Origin of the sequence: Aeromonas sp. 600527 (genome assembly GCF_049175415.1) — a bacterium.
Classification (GTDB): Bacteria; Pseudomonadota; Gammaproteobacteria; order Enterobacterales; family Aeromonadaceae; genus Aeromonas; species Aeromonas veronii_A.
The window spans coordinates 38,280-51,620 of sequence record NZ_JAAKVA010000015.1 but is presented as its reverse complement, the minus strand read 5'-3'; the positions used below and the strand labels follow the sequence as shown (position 1 = coordinate 51,620).

The window sequence follows — 13,341 nt, the reverse complement described above, 5'->3', positions numbered from 1 at the left end:
CAAGCAATAGGATGTGAGATGCAAGATCCCAAAGTACTGGTAGCGCTGGATTATCAGCACGAGGCAGATGCCTTAGCGTTCGTTGAACGTATCTCTCCGGCACAGTGCCGTCTCAAGGTAGGCAAGGAGATGTTTACCCTGTTTGGCCCGCAGTATGTACGCCAGCTGGTGGCCAAGGGATTCGATGTCTTTCTGGATCTGAAGTTTCACGATATTCCCAATACCGTTGCCAAAGCCGTGGCAGCCAGTGCCGAGCTCGGTGTCTGGATGGTCAACGTGCATGCCAGTGGTGGTGAGCGGATGATGCGTGCCGCCAAAGAGGCGTTACTGCCTTATGGTGACAAAGCGCCCCTGCTTATCGGTGTGACCGTGCTGACCAGCATGGAACAGTCCGACATGATCCCCCTTGGTCTGGATGTGAGCCCAGCCGAGCAGGTGATCCGGCTGGCCACCCTGACCAAAACATCCGGTCTGGATGGGGTGGTCTGCTCTGCCAACGAGGCCCATGAGCTGAAAGCCTTGCTGGGCGCCGATTTCAAACTGGTGACCCCGGGTATTCGCCCGACCGGTTCAGCGGTGGGGGATCAGCGCCGGGTGATGACACCCAAAGCGGCGGTCGAGGCGGGAGCCGATTATCTGGTTATCGGTCGCCCCATTACGCAGGCTGCCGATCCGGCCGCCATGCTGGCCAGCATCAATGCCGAGCTGGTTGGTGCGTAACAGGCTCACTCAGTGATACACGGTGCAGGCCGAGCAACAGGCCTGCACCGGCCCCGATAAGATGAGAGCCGATGTGTACCCTGGCATTGATCAGGGTGGATATCGGGCTCTCTCCTGCGTTGTAGAAGTCCATCGCCAGCTTGAGCCCCATCCCTGCCAACAGTAGCCAGCCCGACGTGCGGCGTCCGTGGCGGATATCCTGCATTGCCCCCCAGACAAACAGACCATGCAGCGAGCCGGATAGTCCCATGTACCACTGGGTCTGCGGGCACCACCACCAGATCCCCAAGCCCACTGCCAGCCAGAGCAGCAACATCAGCAGCGGCAGGCGAGCCCCACCCAGATAGTCGCGAAACAGGCTATAGAGGATGGCGAGGCCCCCCAGATTGAGCAGCAGGTGCCACAGATTGGTATGAGCCAGATTGCCTGTTATGATCCGCCACCCTTCGCCCCCGGCGATCAAGGGCCGATCGAAGGAGAGCTGAAGATTGGGTACGGTAAAGAAGAGTAGCAAGCTGGTGAGAGAGAGCGTGATAACCCAGAGAAATCCAGATTTGTCTGACAACATGAAACAGTCCAACGACAAGAACAGTCGATACTGTACACGTTGCACCCGAGCCCTCAAAGCCTGCCTGTGCGATTATATTGTGCCGGTTGACAATCACACGCCCCTCTATATCTTGCAGCACCCCAACGAGGTGGCACATCCCAAGGGGACTGCGGCGCTGCTGGCAGCCTCTTTGCAACAGTGCGAGATCCATGTGGGTGAGGACTTTTCCCGCGATGAGTGGCTTGATGGGTTGCTTGCAGATCCTTCCCGTCGCTGCTATCTACTCTGGCCGGATGAGGATGCCATTTCGCTGACCGATCTTCGCCAACAGCTGGAGAGTGAACCCTCTGGCAAAACGTCCATCGCCTTTATCTTGCTTGACGGCACCTGGCGTAAAGCCTATCGCATGTTGCAGAGCAACCCGACACTGGCCCGCTTGCCCCGCATCGGCATTGGTGCCATTGCCGGTCAATATGCCATTCGCAAGAAACCCTTTCCCGATGCCCTCTCTACCATAGAGGCGGGCTATCACCTTTTGTCCCGATGGGAGGGGAGGCTGGAGCGCTATGCGCCCTTGCTGACCCTGTTCAATCGGTTGAATACCCAGTGGCAGGACTTTGCCGAAGGCCGCCGCGCGTGACAATTCAAGGAGTTATCAAGATGAAAAAAGCAGTCGTGGTTTTCAGCGGCGGTCAGGACAGCACTACTTGTCTGGTGCAGGCATTAGCCCGGTATGATGAAGTGCACGCTATCACCTTCGACTATGGCCAGCGCCATCGGGAAGAGATCGACATCGCGCGTCGTCTGGGCAGTGCACTGGGGATTGCCGCCCACAAGGTGATGGATGTAACGCTGCTCAATGAGCTGGCGGTCTCTGCCCTGACCCGTGACGACATTCCTGTCAGCTGCGCGCTGCAGGATAACGGGCTGCCCAACACCTTCGTGCCGGGCCGCAATATCCTGTTCCTGACGCTTGCCTCCATCTATGCCTATCAGGTGGGTGCCAAAGCGGTGATCACCGGTGTCTGCGAGACCGATTTCTCCGGCTATCCCGATTGCCGTGACGAGTTCGTCAAGGCCCTCAATCAGGCGGTGTCGCTCGGGCTGGATCGCGGCATCCGTTTTGAAACTCCCTTGATGTGGCTCGACAAGGCTGAAACCTGGGCGCTGGCGGATCACTATGGTCACCTCGACACGGTACGCCAGCAGACTCTGACCTGCTACAACGGCATTGCCGGTGACGGTTGCGGCACGTGTCCTGCGTGTGAACTGCGCAGTCGCGGCCTGAACAACTATCTGGCCGACAAGGCGGGCATCATGGCCAGACTGTTTGAGAAAACCGGGCTGGGCGAGAAAAGCGCAGAGTGAGCCTGCGTCTTGCCGTGGCTTGGGGTATAATCCGCGACTTTTGCAACAAGCCGTGATCGAGATGCACTACCCAATCAACGAGATTTTCCAGACCATCCAGGGGGAGGGCATCTTTACCGGCCTGCCCGCCATCTTTGTTCGCCTGCAGGGTTGCCCGGTGGGCTGCCCCTGGTGCGATACCCGTCATACCTGGGTTGTTGATCCGGCTCGTGAAGTGGGTAAGGAGGCGGTACTTGATCGTTCCAACGAATCCGATTGCTGGAGCCAACTCAGCACCGCGCAGATTATCAAGAGCTTTGCCGATCTGGGTTATCAGGCTCGCCATGTGGTGATCACCGGTGGCGAGCCCTGCCTCTACGATCTGTACGAACTCTCGTCAGCCCTGCTGGCGGCGGGTTATCAGGTGCAGATTGAAACCAGTGGCACCAGCGAGATCAAGACCCATGAGCAGACTTGGGTGACCGTCTCCCCCAAAATCGGCATGAAAGGAGGGCTGCCTGTACTGGTTTCTGCGTTGGAGCGGGCCAACGAGATCAAGCATCCGGTGGCGACCGAGCACCATATTGAAGAGCTGGATGCGCTGCTCGCGACCGCAACTCTGCGCCCGGACGTGGTCATTGCCTTGCAGCCGATCAGCCAGAAACCACGGGCCACTCAATTGGCGATGGATACCTGTATCGCGCGTAACTGGCGACTCTCAATCCAGACTCATAAATATCTGGATATCGATTAATATGGATTGGCTATCCGACGAACAGGTACTGCTGACCCTGACCAACAAGATGCCTTACGGTAAATATCAGGGGCGGCGTATCATAGATATTCCCGAGCCCTATCTGGTGTGGATGGCGCGCAGCGGTTTTCCGGCGGGCAAATTGGGCCAGACACTGGCGCTGGCTTACGAAATCAAACTCAATGGGCTCGAGTCCATGATTATTCCCATTATTAACAGGATGTCGGTATGAGAATATATACGAGGCAGGGCGACAAAGGTATGACCCGGCTGGCCGATGGTATCCCATTGCCCAAGGATCATTTGCGGGTCGAGACCTACGGTTATATCGATGAGCTCAACTCCCATATTGGCTTGCTAATTTGTGACATCCCGTCGCAAGAGGTCGGCTTATTGGCTGATTTACAGCTGTTGCAACAAGAGTTGTTTGATCTGGGGGGGGAGTTGGCATTCTCCAGCGATGCCCAGAATGAAGCAATTTGGCAAGTTAATGCCGCCTGGACCACTCGCCTTGAACAGCAGATAGATCGTTATAGCGAGTCATTGCCACCGCTGCGCCAATTTATATTGCCGGGTGGTTCCCGTGCCGCGGCGCAAGCGCATGTGGTGCGTACTCTGGTGCGTCATTGCGAGCGCTTGCTGCTGACATTGAGCCGGGAAGAGCGTGTCAATCCCGAGGTCCTGCCCTATCTGAACCGGATGAGTGACTGGTTCTTTACCGTTGCCCGCTATCTCATCTGCATGGCAGGGGGGCGTGAAGTGCTGTGGGTCAAGGCTGCAGATCGACCGCAATCGGCTATCTGACATTTCACATTTAAGCGCTAATAAAAAACCTCGCCTTGGCGAGGTTTTTTATTAGCAACGAGATTGAGATCAGATAGCAAAGTCTTCCAGTGATTTGCCTGCTGCCACTGCGCTGGCAATAGCCGAAGGCATACGGCCTTGGCCCGTCCAGGTTTTCTCTACGCCATTATCCTGATAGCGGTATTTGGCTGGCCGTGGTGCTCGCTTTGTTTTTTCGGTCTTGCCAGATGTTGTTGCAACGGCATTGACCAGCTCGGCTGGGTCTATGCCGGCAGCTTTCAGCATTTCGCTATATTCGTTGATTTTTCGCTGATGTTCTTCGCGAGCTTGACGGGCGGCAGCTTCGTCTTGCTGGCGCTCGGCTACGATAGTGGAGAATTTATCCAGCGCCTCTTCCAGTTGTTCCAGAGAAAGTTCGCGGCAGGTAGCACGCAGACTGCGGATATTAAGCAGTACCTTTAAAAATTCATTCATAGGAGTTACCACGTCGAGTCAGAGAAAAATATTATGTTCCAGCTGATTCTTGCTTGGTGATTTAAATAAGTCAAGCCGGGTTAAATATAATATCCGTGGGGAACATCAATACAGAGATTTAATATGGCCAGCAATAGGCTTGGTGATTGGATGCCAATGAAGCCGCAGTAGGTGAAAATAGCGTCAAAGCTGGCGTTGTTGCATCATTTGACTACCATTTTACGACCTTGGTCTGTTTATCATGACTATTTAATCAAAAAACTTGCTATAAGCTACCATCTCGATAAAATGTGCATCGAATACCTTTAAGTAGAGGCGCGCTGCCTATGAGTATTTGTGCGGAGGGTGATGCCTGTGATGCACAAGGAAAGGAGTCAGCGCCGAAGTGGCCAGGCCATCATACCGGGCTGCTGGTTCTGCATCTAATAGGTGCAGGACTGCCATAGTCATCCACTATGGAGCGCTACCTGAAGGGGCTGAGGAGTATAACCTCCCCATAGGTTTTGTTTCTTTAGATCCTCTCGGTAGATCTCCACCTGTAATCTTTAGGTGCAAAGAGATCATGGACATTAGTCATTTCGCCGACTCCGGTTGGTCCGTTCTTCCCCCCCTGTTGGCTGTCGCGCTGGCGATCCTGACCCGCCGCGTACTGTTGTCCCTTGGTGTGGGCATCGTCACCGGCAGTTTGCTGCTCAATCAGTTTTCGCCCCTCGAATCCCTGCATTACATGTTGAATACCGTGCTCAAGATCTTCTGGGTCGATGGTGCGCTCAATCGTGACAACGTCAACATGATCCTGTTTATGCTGCTGCTGGGCGGCCTCATCAGTCTGATGAGCGTCTCCGGGGCGACCCGTGCCTTTGCCGAGTGGGCCGAGCGTCGTGCCAAGACCCGCAAGGGCGCCAAAGCCCTGACTGGCATGATGGTGTTTGCCTTCTTTATCGATGACTTCTTCCACAGCCTGTCGGTGGGGGCAATCTGCCGTCCGGTCACCGACCGCTTCCAGATCTCCCGTGCCAAACTGGCCTATCTGCTGGACTCCACCGCGGCGCCGGTCTGCGTGCTGATGCCCATCTCCTCTTGGGGCGCCTATATCATCGCCCTGGTGGGCGGCATCATGGCGGCCCACGGTCTGACCGAACAGAGCCCCATCGCGGCATTTGTCGAGATGATCCCGATGAACCTCTACGCCGTCTTCACCCTGATCATGGTGCTGGTGGTGATTGCATTCCAACTCGATATCGGCCCGATGCGTCAACACGAAGCGTGGGCGCTGGAAGGCAAGCTGTGGGATGAGTCCAAGGGCCGCCCCATCGGTCTGGATATGGAGAGCCCGGAGGAGAGCAACGGCGGCATGATCGACATGGTACTGCCGATCCTGACCCTGACCGCCGCCACCATCTATTTCATGATCGATTCCGGTGCTGCGGTGCTGAGCGAGAAAGGGCTGCCGTTCAGCGTGCTCGGTTCGTTCGAAAATACCAACGTCGGCTCTTCGCTGGTCTACGGTGCCCTGTGCAGTCTGGTGGTCTCCATCGGTCTGGCGATGCGCCTGAAGCTGGGTGCCAAGAACTGGATCAAGGCCGCTCCGCAAGGCGTCATGGCCATGCTGCCAGCCATCAACATCCTGCTGTTTGCCTGGACTATCGGTGCCGTGGTGCGCGACGTTGAGACCGGCAAGTACCTGGCTTCGCTGGCTAACGGTAACCTGCCGATCGAAGTGCTACCTGCCGTGGTCTTTATCCTCTCCTGTGCCATGGCGTTTGCTACCGGTACCAGCTGGGGTACCTTCGGCATCATGCTGCCGCTGGCCGGCGACATGGCTGCCGCCAGCGACATCAGCCTGATGCTGCCGATGCTGGCGGCGGTACTGGCTGGCTCGGTGTTCGGGGATCACAGCTCACCCATCTCCAGCACCAGCATCCTCTCTGCCACCGGTGCCGGTTGCCATCACATCGATCACGTGATGACCCAGCTGCCCTATGCACTGGCCATCGCCTTCGGTGCGGCCATCGGTTACCTGGCAATGGGCTTGATGCACTCCAGCCTGGCCGGTTTCAGCGTCAGCGCCCTCTGGTTCGTGCTCTTTACCAGCTATCACCTGAAAAAGGCCAAAGCGCGGCCAGAGCTGGCCACCGCGTAACATTTATAGAGCAAGGGGCCCGCGGGCCCCTTGGTTTTGTCAGGGGCTTTGGTTAGCATGCGCCCCATAAATTCAGTTTCGGAACAGTATCATGGCTTCACTGCACTACAAATTTGCCACCATGAATTCAGGCAAATCCACCCAGCTCATTCAGGCGCACTTCAACTATCTGGAGCGGGGCATGCATCCTCTGGCGATGACGCCAGCCATCGATGACCGTTTCGGGGTCGGGGTGATCAGTGCCCGGGTTGGCCTTGAACTGAAGGTTGACGTGTTCAGCGACAGCTGCGATCTGTTTGAAATGGTGAAAGAGCGCCATGCGAAGAAACATATCGATGTTTTCATCGTGGACGAGGCCCAGTTCCTGACCCGTGAGCAGGTCTACCAGCTGGCCCGCATCGTCGATGAGCAGGATATTCCGGTGATGGCCTATGGCCTCAAGACCGATTTTCGCGGCGAGCTGTTCCCCGGTTCCTACCATCTGCTCTGTCTTGCCGACAAGTTTGAAGAGCTGAAGAGCATCTGCTGGTGTGGCAACAAGGCTCACATGAACTCCCGGGTCAATGAAGCGGGGCAGGTGATGCGTGATGGCGAACAGGTGGAGATCGGCGGCAACGATCGCTATGTGTCGCTCTGTCGCAAACACTATCTCGAAGGTCGGGCCTACAAGTAATTCGGCGGCGATATTTGAATCGTCGAGAAGGGCGCCAATCTGGCGCCCTTTTTATATTCCCCAACTTCTATCGCTGTGGTTCAGTCGATCTCGATATCCACCGGCGCAATGATGGGGTCGGCCACCGGCAGGCGTTGAAACAGCTGGCGAAAATGGTGCTGTACCCGGCCTATATCGACCAGTGACATGCCGGAGGCAAAGCCGAACCAGACATAGAGGCCGGTGAGATCGCGAAACATCGGCGGCAAATAGCGGGGAGCGGCGATCAGCCCCTCCAGATAGTGCTGATAGAGCACCGGAATGTCATCCAGTGTCACCTTGCCGACAAACAGCATCGGCAGGATCTCGGGCACCCCTTCCAGCACGGCGCTGCGGATGAAGTTGACCGTCTCCACATAGCCACGCACGTAGGAGAGATCCTTAGTAAAGCAGGCACCGCCGCCCACCATGCCGCCACGAAAGACCCGCTGGGTGATCTTGTAGGCGTCGTGCTCGCTGGTGCCCTGCTGCACGAAATGCTGAAACACCTCGATAAAATCGGCGCCGCGCTCGGCCATGTCGATGGCCATCACCCGATCGGAGATGCGCTTGGCCCGATCCGGAAAGGAGCTGAAGGTGAGGGTCTCTATCAGGACAGCCAGCCCCTCCTGACAGGCGGTGATCCGCGGTGAACCTGCGCTCAGCCAGGTGGCATAGGGCTGCTGGCGACCGTTGAGGGTGGTGCCGACATGGACCCAGCCCTCGTGTACCTCCAGCACCTGCAAGTCCAGCTCGGAGAAACGGGCGTGGGAGTTGAGCTTGATGTAGTCGCCACCGGCAGCGGCATCGGAGACGATGCCATCGCTCAGCTTCACCTGCACAGTGCCGTCACTGAAGTAGCTCGACAGCTTGCCCTGCAGTTTGGCGACCGCGGCTTCTCCTTCGAACTCCTTGGGGTAGGGGCGCACCAGATGGCGCGCGCCGGGCAGGGAGAAGATATCGCACAGGCGGGCGCCCAGCTCCTTGAGGGTCTTGCGATCCCCACGCAGGTGATCGCTGGCAGAGCCATAAAGCAGCTGGCTGTAACGCTGAAAATCGGGTTGGCCGCGCTGGCGCAGCATCTCGATCACCACCATGTACTGATCGACCGTCTCTTGCAGGATCCGGCCAAGATCGTCCTGTGGCCCCAGCTTTCTGCGGATCCGGTCCCGCAGCTCCTTGAGCTCCAGATACTTGTTGCGCGGATCGAAGCCGAGGGGGAGGGCATCATAGAAGTGCCTGTCGATAGCGGGCAGCTCCCTGCCACCGCTTGCCAGAAAGCGATCCTGCAGATGGCGTGGCCATTTGATGGCATCCAGAATGCGGATGGGTTTTTGCAGGGTGAGCAGCTCATCCGAGAGTGATTTCAGATGAAGGCGATACTTTTCTTGGATAGTCATGGGGCCCCCTGTGGGGCAAGCGTCGTCGTGGATTTGGCTGAGTATATGCATAGCGCTTGCCAAAAAGAAGCGAGCCGCAGGGTTATCGGGTTGGCGTGCTTTTTGTTGATAGCAAATTGGTTTAGACTGCGCCCCTTGATCCCAATCTTGTCGTGGAAATGATGAATATCCCCAGCTCCGAAATGATAATGCGTTGGTTGCAACAGGCTCGTATCGAGCACTATGTCTGCGACCAGTGTCACGGTATCCACATTGTCTCTTTGCAGTCGGTCGATGGTATTCAGGAGAGCCGGATCTTCGTGGAAGAGGAAGGCCTGCTGTTCTCCTCCGAGCTGGAAGTGCGCCCCTCCGCAATGCTGCCGCTGGTTGCCGAACTGGGCCGACTCAATATGCAGTACCCCTCCCTCAAGGTGTTCCTCGATATCATCGATGACAACCTGCCGCGGCTGGTGGTCGGCCACACCGTCTTTACCAAGGCCGGACTCAGCGTCGAGCAGTTCCTGCTGTTCGTGCAAAGCACCATCGCCGCCACCCACGAATTGGTTGCCGAATGCGAACGTTCCGGCTTCCTCAACCTGCCGGAAATTCAGGTTGCACCGGAATCTGTGCATTAAGTGTTCGAACGGTTCGCCAGGTGAAAAAAGCCGTTGACGCGGGCGGGGCTTTCCCCTAAATTACGCCCCGTTCCAGCGCAACAGCGTAGCGAACACCGTGTTGGCTGAACACGTTAAACCACAGACCAAAATTTGGTGAGGTGTCCGAGTGGCTGAAGGAGCACGCCTGGAAAGTGTGTATACGGCAACGTATCGAGGGTTCGAATCCCTCCCTCACCGCCACATTGCAAAGCCCTGATGGAAACATCAGGGCTTTTTGCTTTCTGGCGCAATCCCCGCGTGGTTGCTGGCATAGGAATGCAAATCCTCATTGTTGATAGCCCAGCATCTGGCTGAACCTCTTGGGCAATCGTAGTGAAAAGCCTCGGTGACTTTGACGCCACGGCCAACCCATTGGTCGATCCTTTTAAAGTTTCCGCCCAATTCAGTAAAAGGGCCTCTCGCAAGAGAGGCCCTGCTCGGTACTTGAAAGGCATTCCGTGGTGATACGGGTTAATGCTCCACAGTCAGCGGATCCGGGGGCAGGTTCAGATGCTTGGTGATGGCCTGATAGAGCTGGGGGTAGTTATCGTCAAAATGGTGTCCTCCCGGCAGGGTGACGGTGGTGACGTTGGGTTGGTTGAGACGGGGGCAGAGGCGGTCGCCGTTATCGTCATCGGCTCCTTGCAGGCAGAGCATCGGCAGGTCGCGGATGGTTTTCACCTGCGGTTCGGTCGGGTAGCTGCGCACCTTGTGGGTCAGCATATCGCTGACGTGGATCTCGAAGTCCGAGCTGGTGGAGGGGGAGAGCATCACGGCCCCGACCAGCCCCTGACGATAGTGCTCCGGCAACCGGTTGATGACGAAGGGGACAATTTCGGCACCAAACGAGAAGCCTACCAGCAGCCAGTGAGGGCGCTGCCAGCGAGTCTGGTAATCATTGAGGATCCGCTCCAGATCGGCGGTCACCTGCTCCGGGGTTTTCTTCTTCCAGTAGTAGGTGAGGGAGCTCCAGCCCACGACCGGCATGCCGTGCAGCTGAAACTGGGCGCTCAACCCCTTGTCGAGGGCTGCCCAGCCACCATCGCCGCTGAGAAAGATCACCATGGGGGCGTCGGATGGTTGCTTGACCGGCAGCTCAATCAGGCTCAGGTCATCCTTGACCGGGGCGGCGTGCGCCGCAAAAGATGAAACGGGCAGTACGAGACTGAGTAACAGCAATATCAGGGATCTCATTGGCCATCCTCCTATTTCTTGATCAGCCCTAGCGGGCCGCGGCTAATCAGGGTGATCAGGTGAGTCAGGGTTCTGGGCAGTACCAGCTTGCTGCTGCAGAGCAGGTAGCGGGGTTCCCAGCGGGGCGAAAATTTCTCCTTGTAGCGTCTGAGCCCCTGAAAGTTGTAAAAACGGCTGCCACGCACAAACAGGGTATTGCCAAGGCGGGCCCAGTAGCTGTTGAGCGGGTGATCGTTGAAGCCGGACATGGGGGCCATCCCCAGATTGAAGCTGGCGTACCCTTGCGCCTTACCCCACAGCAGCAGCTCGACAAAGAGAAAATCCATGATGGGGGCGGTGCCGGTATCCAGGCTGTAGCGCATCAGATCGATGGAGAGCATCTCCTTGTTATCGCTCACCCAGAGGTTGGCAAAGCCGACAATCTGCCCCTCGTGCCATACCAGCGCAGCCGGGCTCAAGGTCAGGTAGTCAGGCTCGAAGCGGCCGACCGAGAAGCCCTTCTCCTTGCCCATCTTGCTCTGCAGCCAGGTATCTGAGACGGTCTGCAATCTGGGCAGCAGGGGGGCCACGGCACCTGCCTCGACTACCTCGAAGGTCAACCCTTCCCGCTTGCCCTTGGCGTGGCTCTGGCGCAGGCCGCGCAGGCGGCTGCCCGCCAGATCGAAGGTAGCCAGATCGACCATCGCCTCTTCACCAAGCTTGAAGGGGATCAGCCCCAGCTCCAGATAGAGCGGCAGATAGCGGGCCGAGACCTGATAAAAGACCGGATTGGCGTCGTGTTCATCGCATCGCTCGCGAAATTGCCAGAGCAGCTCTTCGATCTGCTCGGGGCGACCGACCGGATCCCCCATCACAATCCAGCTGTTGCCCTCGATGCCATACATCAGGAAGGCGTCACCGGCGGGGTGGAACAGCAGGGACTTGTCCTGCAACTGGGCCAGATAGCCGTGGATCCCCCCTTCGCGCACCACCAGCTCGTGAGCGCGCGCCAGCGTCTCCTTGTCCGGCTTTTCGCCGACCATGCGCAGCGGCGCAAGCAGCTGGGCAACCCCGGCAACGGCCAGCACGGCCACCACGCTCCCCATGGCGCGCAGGCCGCGGGCCGCCCCACCGTGGGGCGAGAAGTGGAACCAGAGGGCGTGGTCATACTCCACCTGACGATAGGAGAAGAGCAGCAGCCACAGCGCCCCCAGCAGCACGGCGCCGACCGAAATGAGCCAGCTCGGGGTGTACTGGGGATAGAGCAGCGACCCCTTGCGATAGAAGAGGGCGCGGCAGGGGGTCATGATGAGCAGTAAGCTGCCGAGCAGCAGGGCTGACTCCCAGTCTCCACCCTTGAGCAGGGAGAAGGCGATACCCAGAGCCAGCAGCAGCTGGGTGGTGCGAAACGCGGCGTCGTGACGGCGATAGAGGCTGCGAGCCAGCAGGATCAGGAGGATACCGCTCACGCTGCCGAGCACGTGGGAGAGCTCCAGCAGATGGAGCGGCAACACCTGCAGCCAGACTTCAATGTGGCTGCGCATGGTCGGGATCATCCCCGAGCAGAGCAGCAGGCTACCGGCGGCGAAGGTTCCCATGCTGATAAGGGCGGGCAGAAATTCGCGTACTGCGCTCATCAGCCCCTGTAGCCGCTGCCAGCGCGCTTTTTGTTGCAGCATCTCCTGACTCGCAAAGAGCAGCAGGGCACAGAGAAAGGGAAGCAGATAATAGATGCAGCGGTAGAGCAGCAGCGAGGCGAGCAGCTTGTCGGCTGGCAGGTAGTGAGCCAGCAGCAGGCTCATGCTCGCTTCGAACACGCCGATCCCACCCGGCACGTGGGCCAGTACCCCGAGGAAGCTTGCCAGCACGAAGGCACTGAGCAGCACAGGGTAGGGGACGCTATCTGCGGGTAACAGCACGAACAGTACGGCGGCGGCGGCCATCCAGTCAGCCAGCGCGACCAACAGCTGCAACAGACGAACCTTGACGCCGGGCAGGATCAGGCTGTGTTCGCGCCAGGAGAGACGTGGGGCGGGCCAGCAGAGGTAGCAGGCCACTAACAGCAGAGCCATGACGCCCGCCAGCCTGAGCAGAGTATCTGCCCATTGCGGCCAGTCAGGCAGCAACTGTGATACATCGCAGGTCAGTAGGGCGCCACCTCCCCACGCCAGCAGGCCGAGGAAAAAGGTGATGGAGCAGAACAGCACCACGCGGGCCACTTCTCCGGTGGTGAGCCCCAGTGCGGAGTAGAGGCGATAGCGTACCGAGGTGCCGGTCAGCAGGGCAAATCCCAGGGTGTTGGAGAAGGTGTAGGCGATAAAGGAGGTGATGCTGACCTGTTGCCAGGGAAGGCGCTTGCCCAGCGCATGGAGCGCCAGCATGTCATAGCTGCAGAGGCAACCATAACTGAGCAGGGTCAGCAACAGGGCGCCTGCCAGTCTCTGTAGGGGTTGGGACCAGATGGCCGCACGAATATCGTGCCAGTGCCATGCCTGAGTCAGGTGATACAGCACGGTCAGTGCGGTGCCGAGCAGCAGCAAGCTGCACAAGGGGCCTAGCCATTTAAGCAGATGACGCCACATGCCATGTTCCTGTGGTCATTGACCGTTTCCCGCAAAGGGGGAGCCGGGTCGTGGATCCGGTTTGGACG

General features: G+C 58.1%; 14 protein-coding genes, 1 tRNA gene and 1 riboswitch. Of the genes, 10 read left to right on the top strand and 5 right to left on the bottom strand.

Annotation, left to right across the window (positions count from 1 at the left end):
- The first annotated feature begins 18 nt into the window (after nt 1–18).
- Complete coding sequence (pyrF, locus tag G5154_RS16720) at nt 19–720, top strand: orotidine-5'-phosphate decarboxylase (RefSeq protein WP_421251426.1); 702 nt, start codon at nt 19–21, stop codon at nt 718–720.
- Here pyrF and rrtA read toward each other — a convergent pair.
- A complete protein-coding gene (gene rrtA, locus G5154_RS16715) occupies nt 695–1,288 on the bottom strand; it encodes a rhombosortase (protein WP_421251425.1) in 594 nt (197 codons plus the stop codon). The two genes, pyrF and rrtA, sit on opposite strands and share 26 nt — an antisense overlap.
- Between rrtA and G5154_RS16710 the strand changes: the two genes are divergently transcribed.
- From G5154_RS16710 to G5154_RS16690, 5 genes are all read left to right on the top strand, one after another.
- Nucleotides 1,287–1,910: a tRNA-uridine aminocarboxypropyltransferase gene (locus G5154_RS16710; RefSeq protein WP_337072935.1), complete on the top strand. Its 624-nt coding sequence runs from the start codon at nt 1,287–1,289 to the stop codon at nt 1,908–1,910. The two genes, rrtA and G5154_RS16710, sit on opposite strands and share 2 nt — an antisense overlap.
- A 20-nt stretch (nt 1,911–1,930) precedes the next feature.
- The gene (gene queC, locus G5154_RS16705; RefSeq protein WP_421251423.1) at nt 1,931–2,638 is read left to right on the top strand and encodes a 7-cyano-7-deazaguanine synthase QueC; all 708 of its coding nucleotides are present in this window, start codon (nt 1,931–1,933) and stop codon (nt 2,636–2,638) included.
- A 61-nt stretch (nt 2,639–2,699) separates the two neighbouring features.
- Nucleotides 2,700–3,371: a 7-carboxy-7-deazaguanine synthase QueE gene (queE, locus tag G5154_RS16700; RefSeq protein ID WP_021231395.1), complete on the top strand. Its 672-nt coding sequence runs from the start codon at nt 2,700–2,702 to the stop codon at nt 3,369–3,371.
- 1 nt (nt 3,372) lies between these two features.
- Nucleotides 3,373–3,603 carry a DUF3820 family protein gene (locus G5154_RS16695; RefSeq protein ID WP_005337126.1) on the top strand — a complete coding sequence of 77 codons (231 nt, stop codon included), beginning with the start codon at nt 3,373–3,375 and terminating at the stop codon, nt 3,601–3,603.
- The gene (locus G5154_RS16690; protein ID WP_421251422.1) at nt 3,600–4,175 is read left to right on the top strand and encodes a cob(I)yrinic acid a,c-diamide adenosyltransferase; all 576 of its coding nucleotides are present in this window, start codon (nt 3,600–3,602) and stop codon (nt 4,173–4,175) included. The genes G5154_RS16695 and G5154_RS16690 overlap by 4 nt, the downstream gene beginning before the upstream one ends.
- Before the next feature lie 69 nt (nt 4,176–4,244).
- On the opposite strand, the gene G5154_RS16685 is transcribed toward G5154_RS16690, so the two are convergent.
- Nucleotides 4,245–4,649, bottom strand: coding sequence for an H-NS family nucleoid-associated regulatory protein (locus G5154_RS16685; protein ID WP_005346461.1), 405 nt, complete (start codon nt 4,647–4,649; stop codon nt 4,245–4,247).
- Between the two features lie 302 nt (nt 4,650–4,951).
- A riboswitch (Lysine riboswitch) is annotated at nt 4,952–5,123 on the top strand.
- 88 nt (nt 5,124–5,211) lie between these two features.
- Here G5154_RS16685 and G5154_RS16680 point away from each other — a divergent pair.
- Nucleotides 5,212–6,792 (top strand): Na+/H+ antiporter NhaC family protein, encoded by a 1,581-nt coding sequence (locus G5154_RS16680; RefSeq protein ID WP_069555733.1) that lies wholly within the window; start codon nt 5,212–5,214, stop codon nt 6,790–6,792.
- 91 nt (nt 6,793–6,883) lie between these two features.
- Nucleotides 6,884–7,465, top strand: coding sequence for a thymidine kinase (locus G5154_RS16675; RefSeq protein ID WP_005337121.1), 582 nt, complete (start codon nt 6,884–6,886; stop codon nt 7,463–7,465).
- Between the two features lie 80 nt (nt 7,466–7,545).
- On the opposite strand, the gene G5154_RS16670 is transcribed toward G5154_RS16675, so the two are convergent.
- The gene (locus tag G5154_RS16670) at nt 7,546–8,883 is read right to left on the bottom strand and encodes a flavohemoglobin expression-modulating QEGLA motif protein (protein WP_005337120.1); all 1,338 of its coding nucleotides are present in this window, start codon (nt 8,881–8,883) and stop codon (nt 7,546–7,548) included.
- A 158-nt stretch (nt 8,884–9,041) separates the two neighbouring features.
- On the opposite strand from G5154_RS16670, the gene G5154_RS16665 reads away from it, so the two are divergent.
- A complete protein-coding gene (locus tag G5154_RS16665) occupies nt 9,042–9,497 on the top strand; it encodes a YbjN domain-containing protein (protein ID WP_005337119.1) in 456 nt (151 codons plus the stop codon).
- Nucleotides 9,498–9,631: 134 nt separating this feature from the next.
- Nucleotides 9,632–9,719 (top strand) — tRNA-Ser (locus G5154_RS16660).
- Between the two features lie 270 nt (nt 9,720–9,989).
- Here G5154_RS16660 and G5154_RS16655 read toward each other — a convergent pair.
- Both G5154_RS16655 and mprF read right to left on the bottom strand, forming a co-directional pair.
- The gene (locus G5154_RS16655) at nt 9,990–10,712 is read right to left on the bottom strand and encodes an AcvB/VirJ family lysyl-phosphatidylglycerol hydrolase (protein WP_421251421.1); all 723 of its coding nucleotides are present in this window, start codon (nt 10,710–10,712) and stop codon (nt 9,990–9,992) included.
- 11 nt (nt 10,713–10,723) lie between these two features.
- The gene (gene mprF / locus G5154_RS16650; protein ID WP_421251420.1) at nt 10,724–13,273 is read right to left on the bottom strand and encodes a bifunctional lysylphosphatidylglycerol flippase/synthetase MprF; all 2,550 of its coding nucleotides are present in this window, start codon (nt 13,271–13,273) and stop codon (nt 10,724–10,726) included.
- Nucleotides 13,274–13,341: the final 68 nt, after the last annotated feature.

Bases quoted from the DNA above. Each gene is read 5' to 3' on its own strand.
- queC (WP_421251423.1), top strand. From the start codon at position 1,931: ATGAAAAAAGCAGTCGTGGTTTTCAGCGGCGGTCAGGACAGCACTACT.
- G5154_RS16710 (WP_337072935.1), top strand. From the start codon at position 1,287: ATGAAACAGTCCAACGACAAGAACAGTCGATACTGTACACGTTGCACC.
- G5154_RS16675 (WP_005337121.1), top strand. From the start codon at position 6,884: ATGGCTTCACTGCACTACAAATTTGCCACCATGAATTCAGGCAAATCC.
- G5154_RS16670 (WP_005337120.1), bottom strand. From the start codon at position 8,883: ATGACTATCCAAGAAAAGTATCGCCTTCATCTGAAATCACTCTCGGAT.
- G5154_RS16695 (WP_005337126.1), top strand. From the start codon at position 3,373: ATGGATTGGCTATCCGACGAACAGGTACTGCTGACCCTGACCAACAAG.
- rrtA (WP_421251425.1), bottom strand. From the start codon at position 1,288: ATGTTGTCAGACAAATCTGGATTTCTCTGGGTTATCACGCTCTCTCTC.
- pyrF (WP_421251426.1), top strand. From the start codon at position 19: ATGCAAGATCCCAAAGTACTGGTAGCGCTGGATTATCAGCACGAGGCA.
- G5154_RS16655 (WP_421251421.1), bottom strand. From the start codon at position 10,712: ATGAGATCCCTGATATTGCTGTTACTCAGTCTCGTACTGCCCGTTTCA.
- G5154_RS16685 (WP_005346461.1), bottom strand. From the start codon at position 4,649: ATGAATGAATTTTTAAAGGTACTGCTTAATATCCGCAGTCTGCGTGCT.
- G5154_RS16690 (WP_421251422.1), top strand. From the start codon at position 3,600: ATGAGAATATATACGAGGCAGGGCGACAAAGGTATGACCCGGCTGGCC.
- mprF (WP_421251420.1), bottom strand. From the start codon at position 13,273: ATGTGGCGTCATCTGCTTAAATGGCTAGGCCCCTTGTGCAGCTTGCTG.
- G5154_RS16680 (WP_069555733.1), top strand. From the start codon at position 5,212: ATGGACATTAGTCATTTCGCCGACTCCGGTTGGTCCGTTCTTCCCCCC.
- G5154_RS16665 (WP_005337119.1), top strand. From the start codon at position 9,042: ATGATGAATATCCCCAGCTCCGAAATGATAATGCGTTGGTTGCAACAG.
- queE (WP_021231395.1), top strand. From the start codon at position 2,700: ATGCACTACCCAATCAACGAGATTTTCCAGACCATCCAGGGGGAGGGC.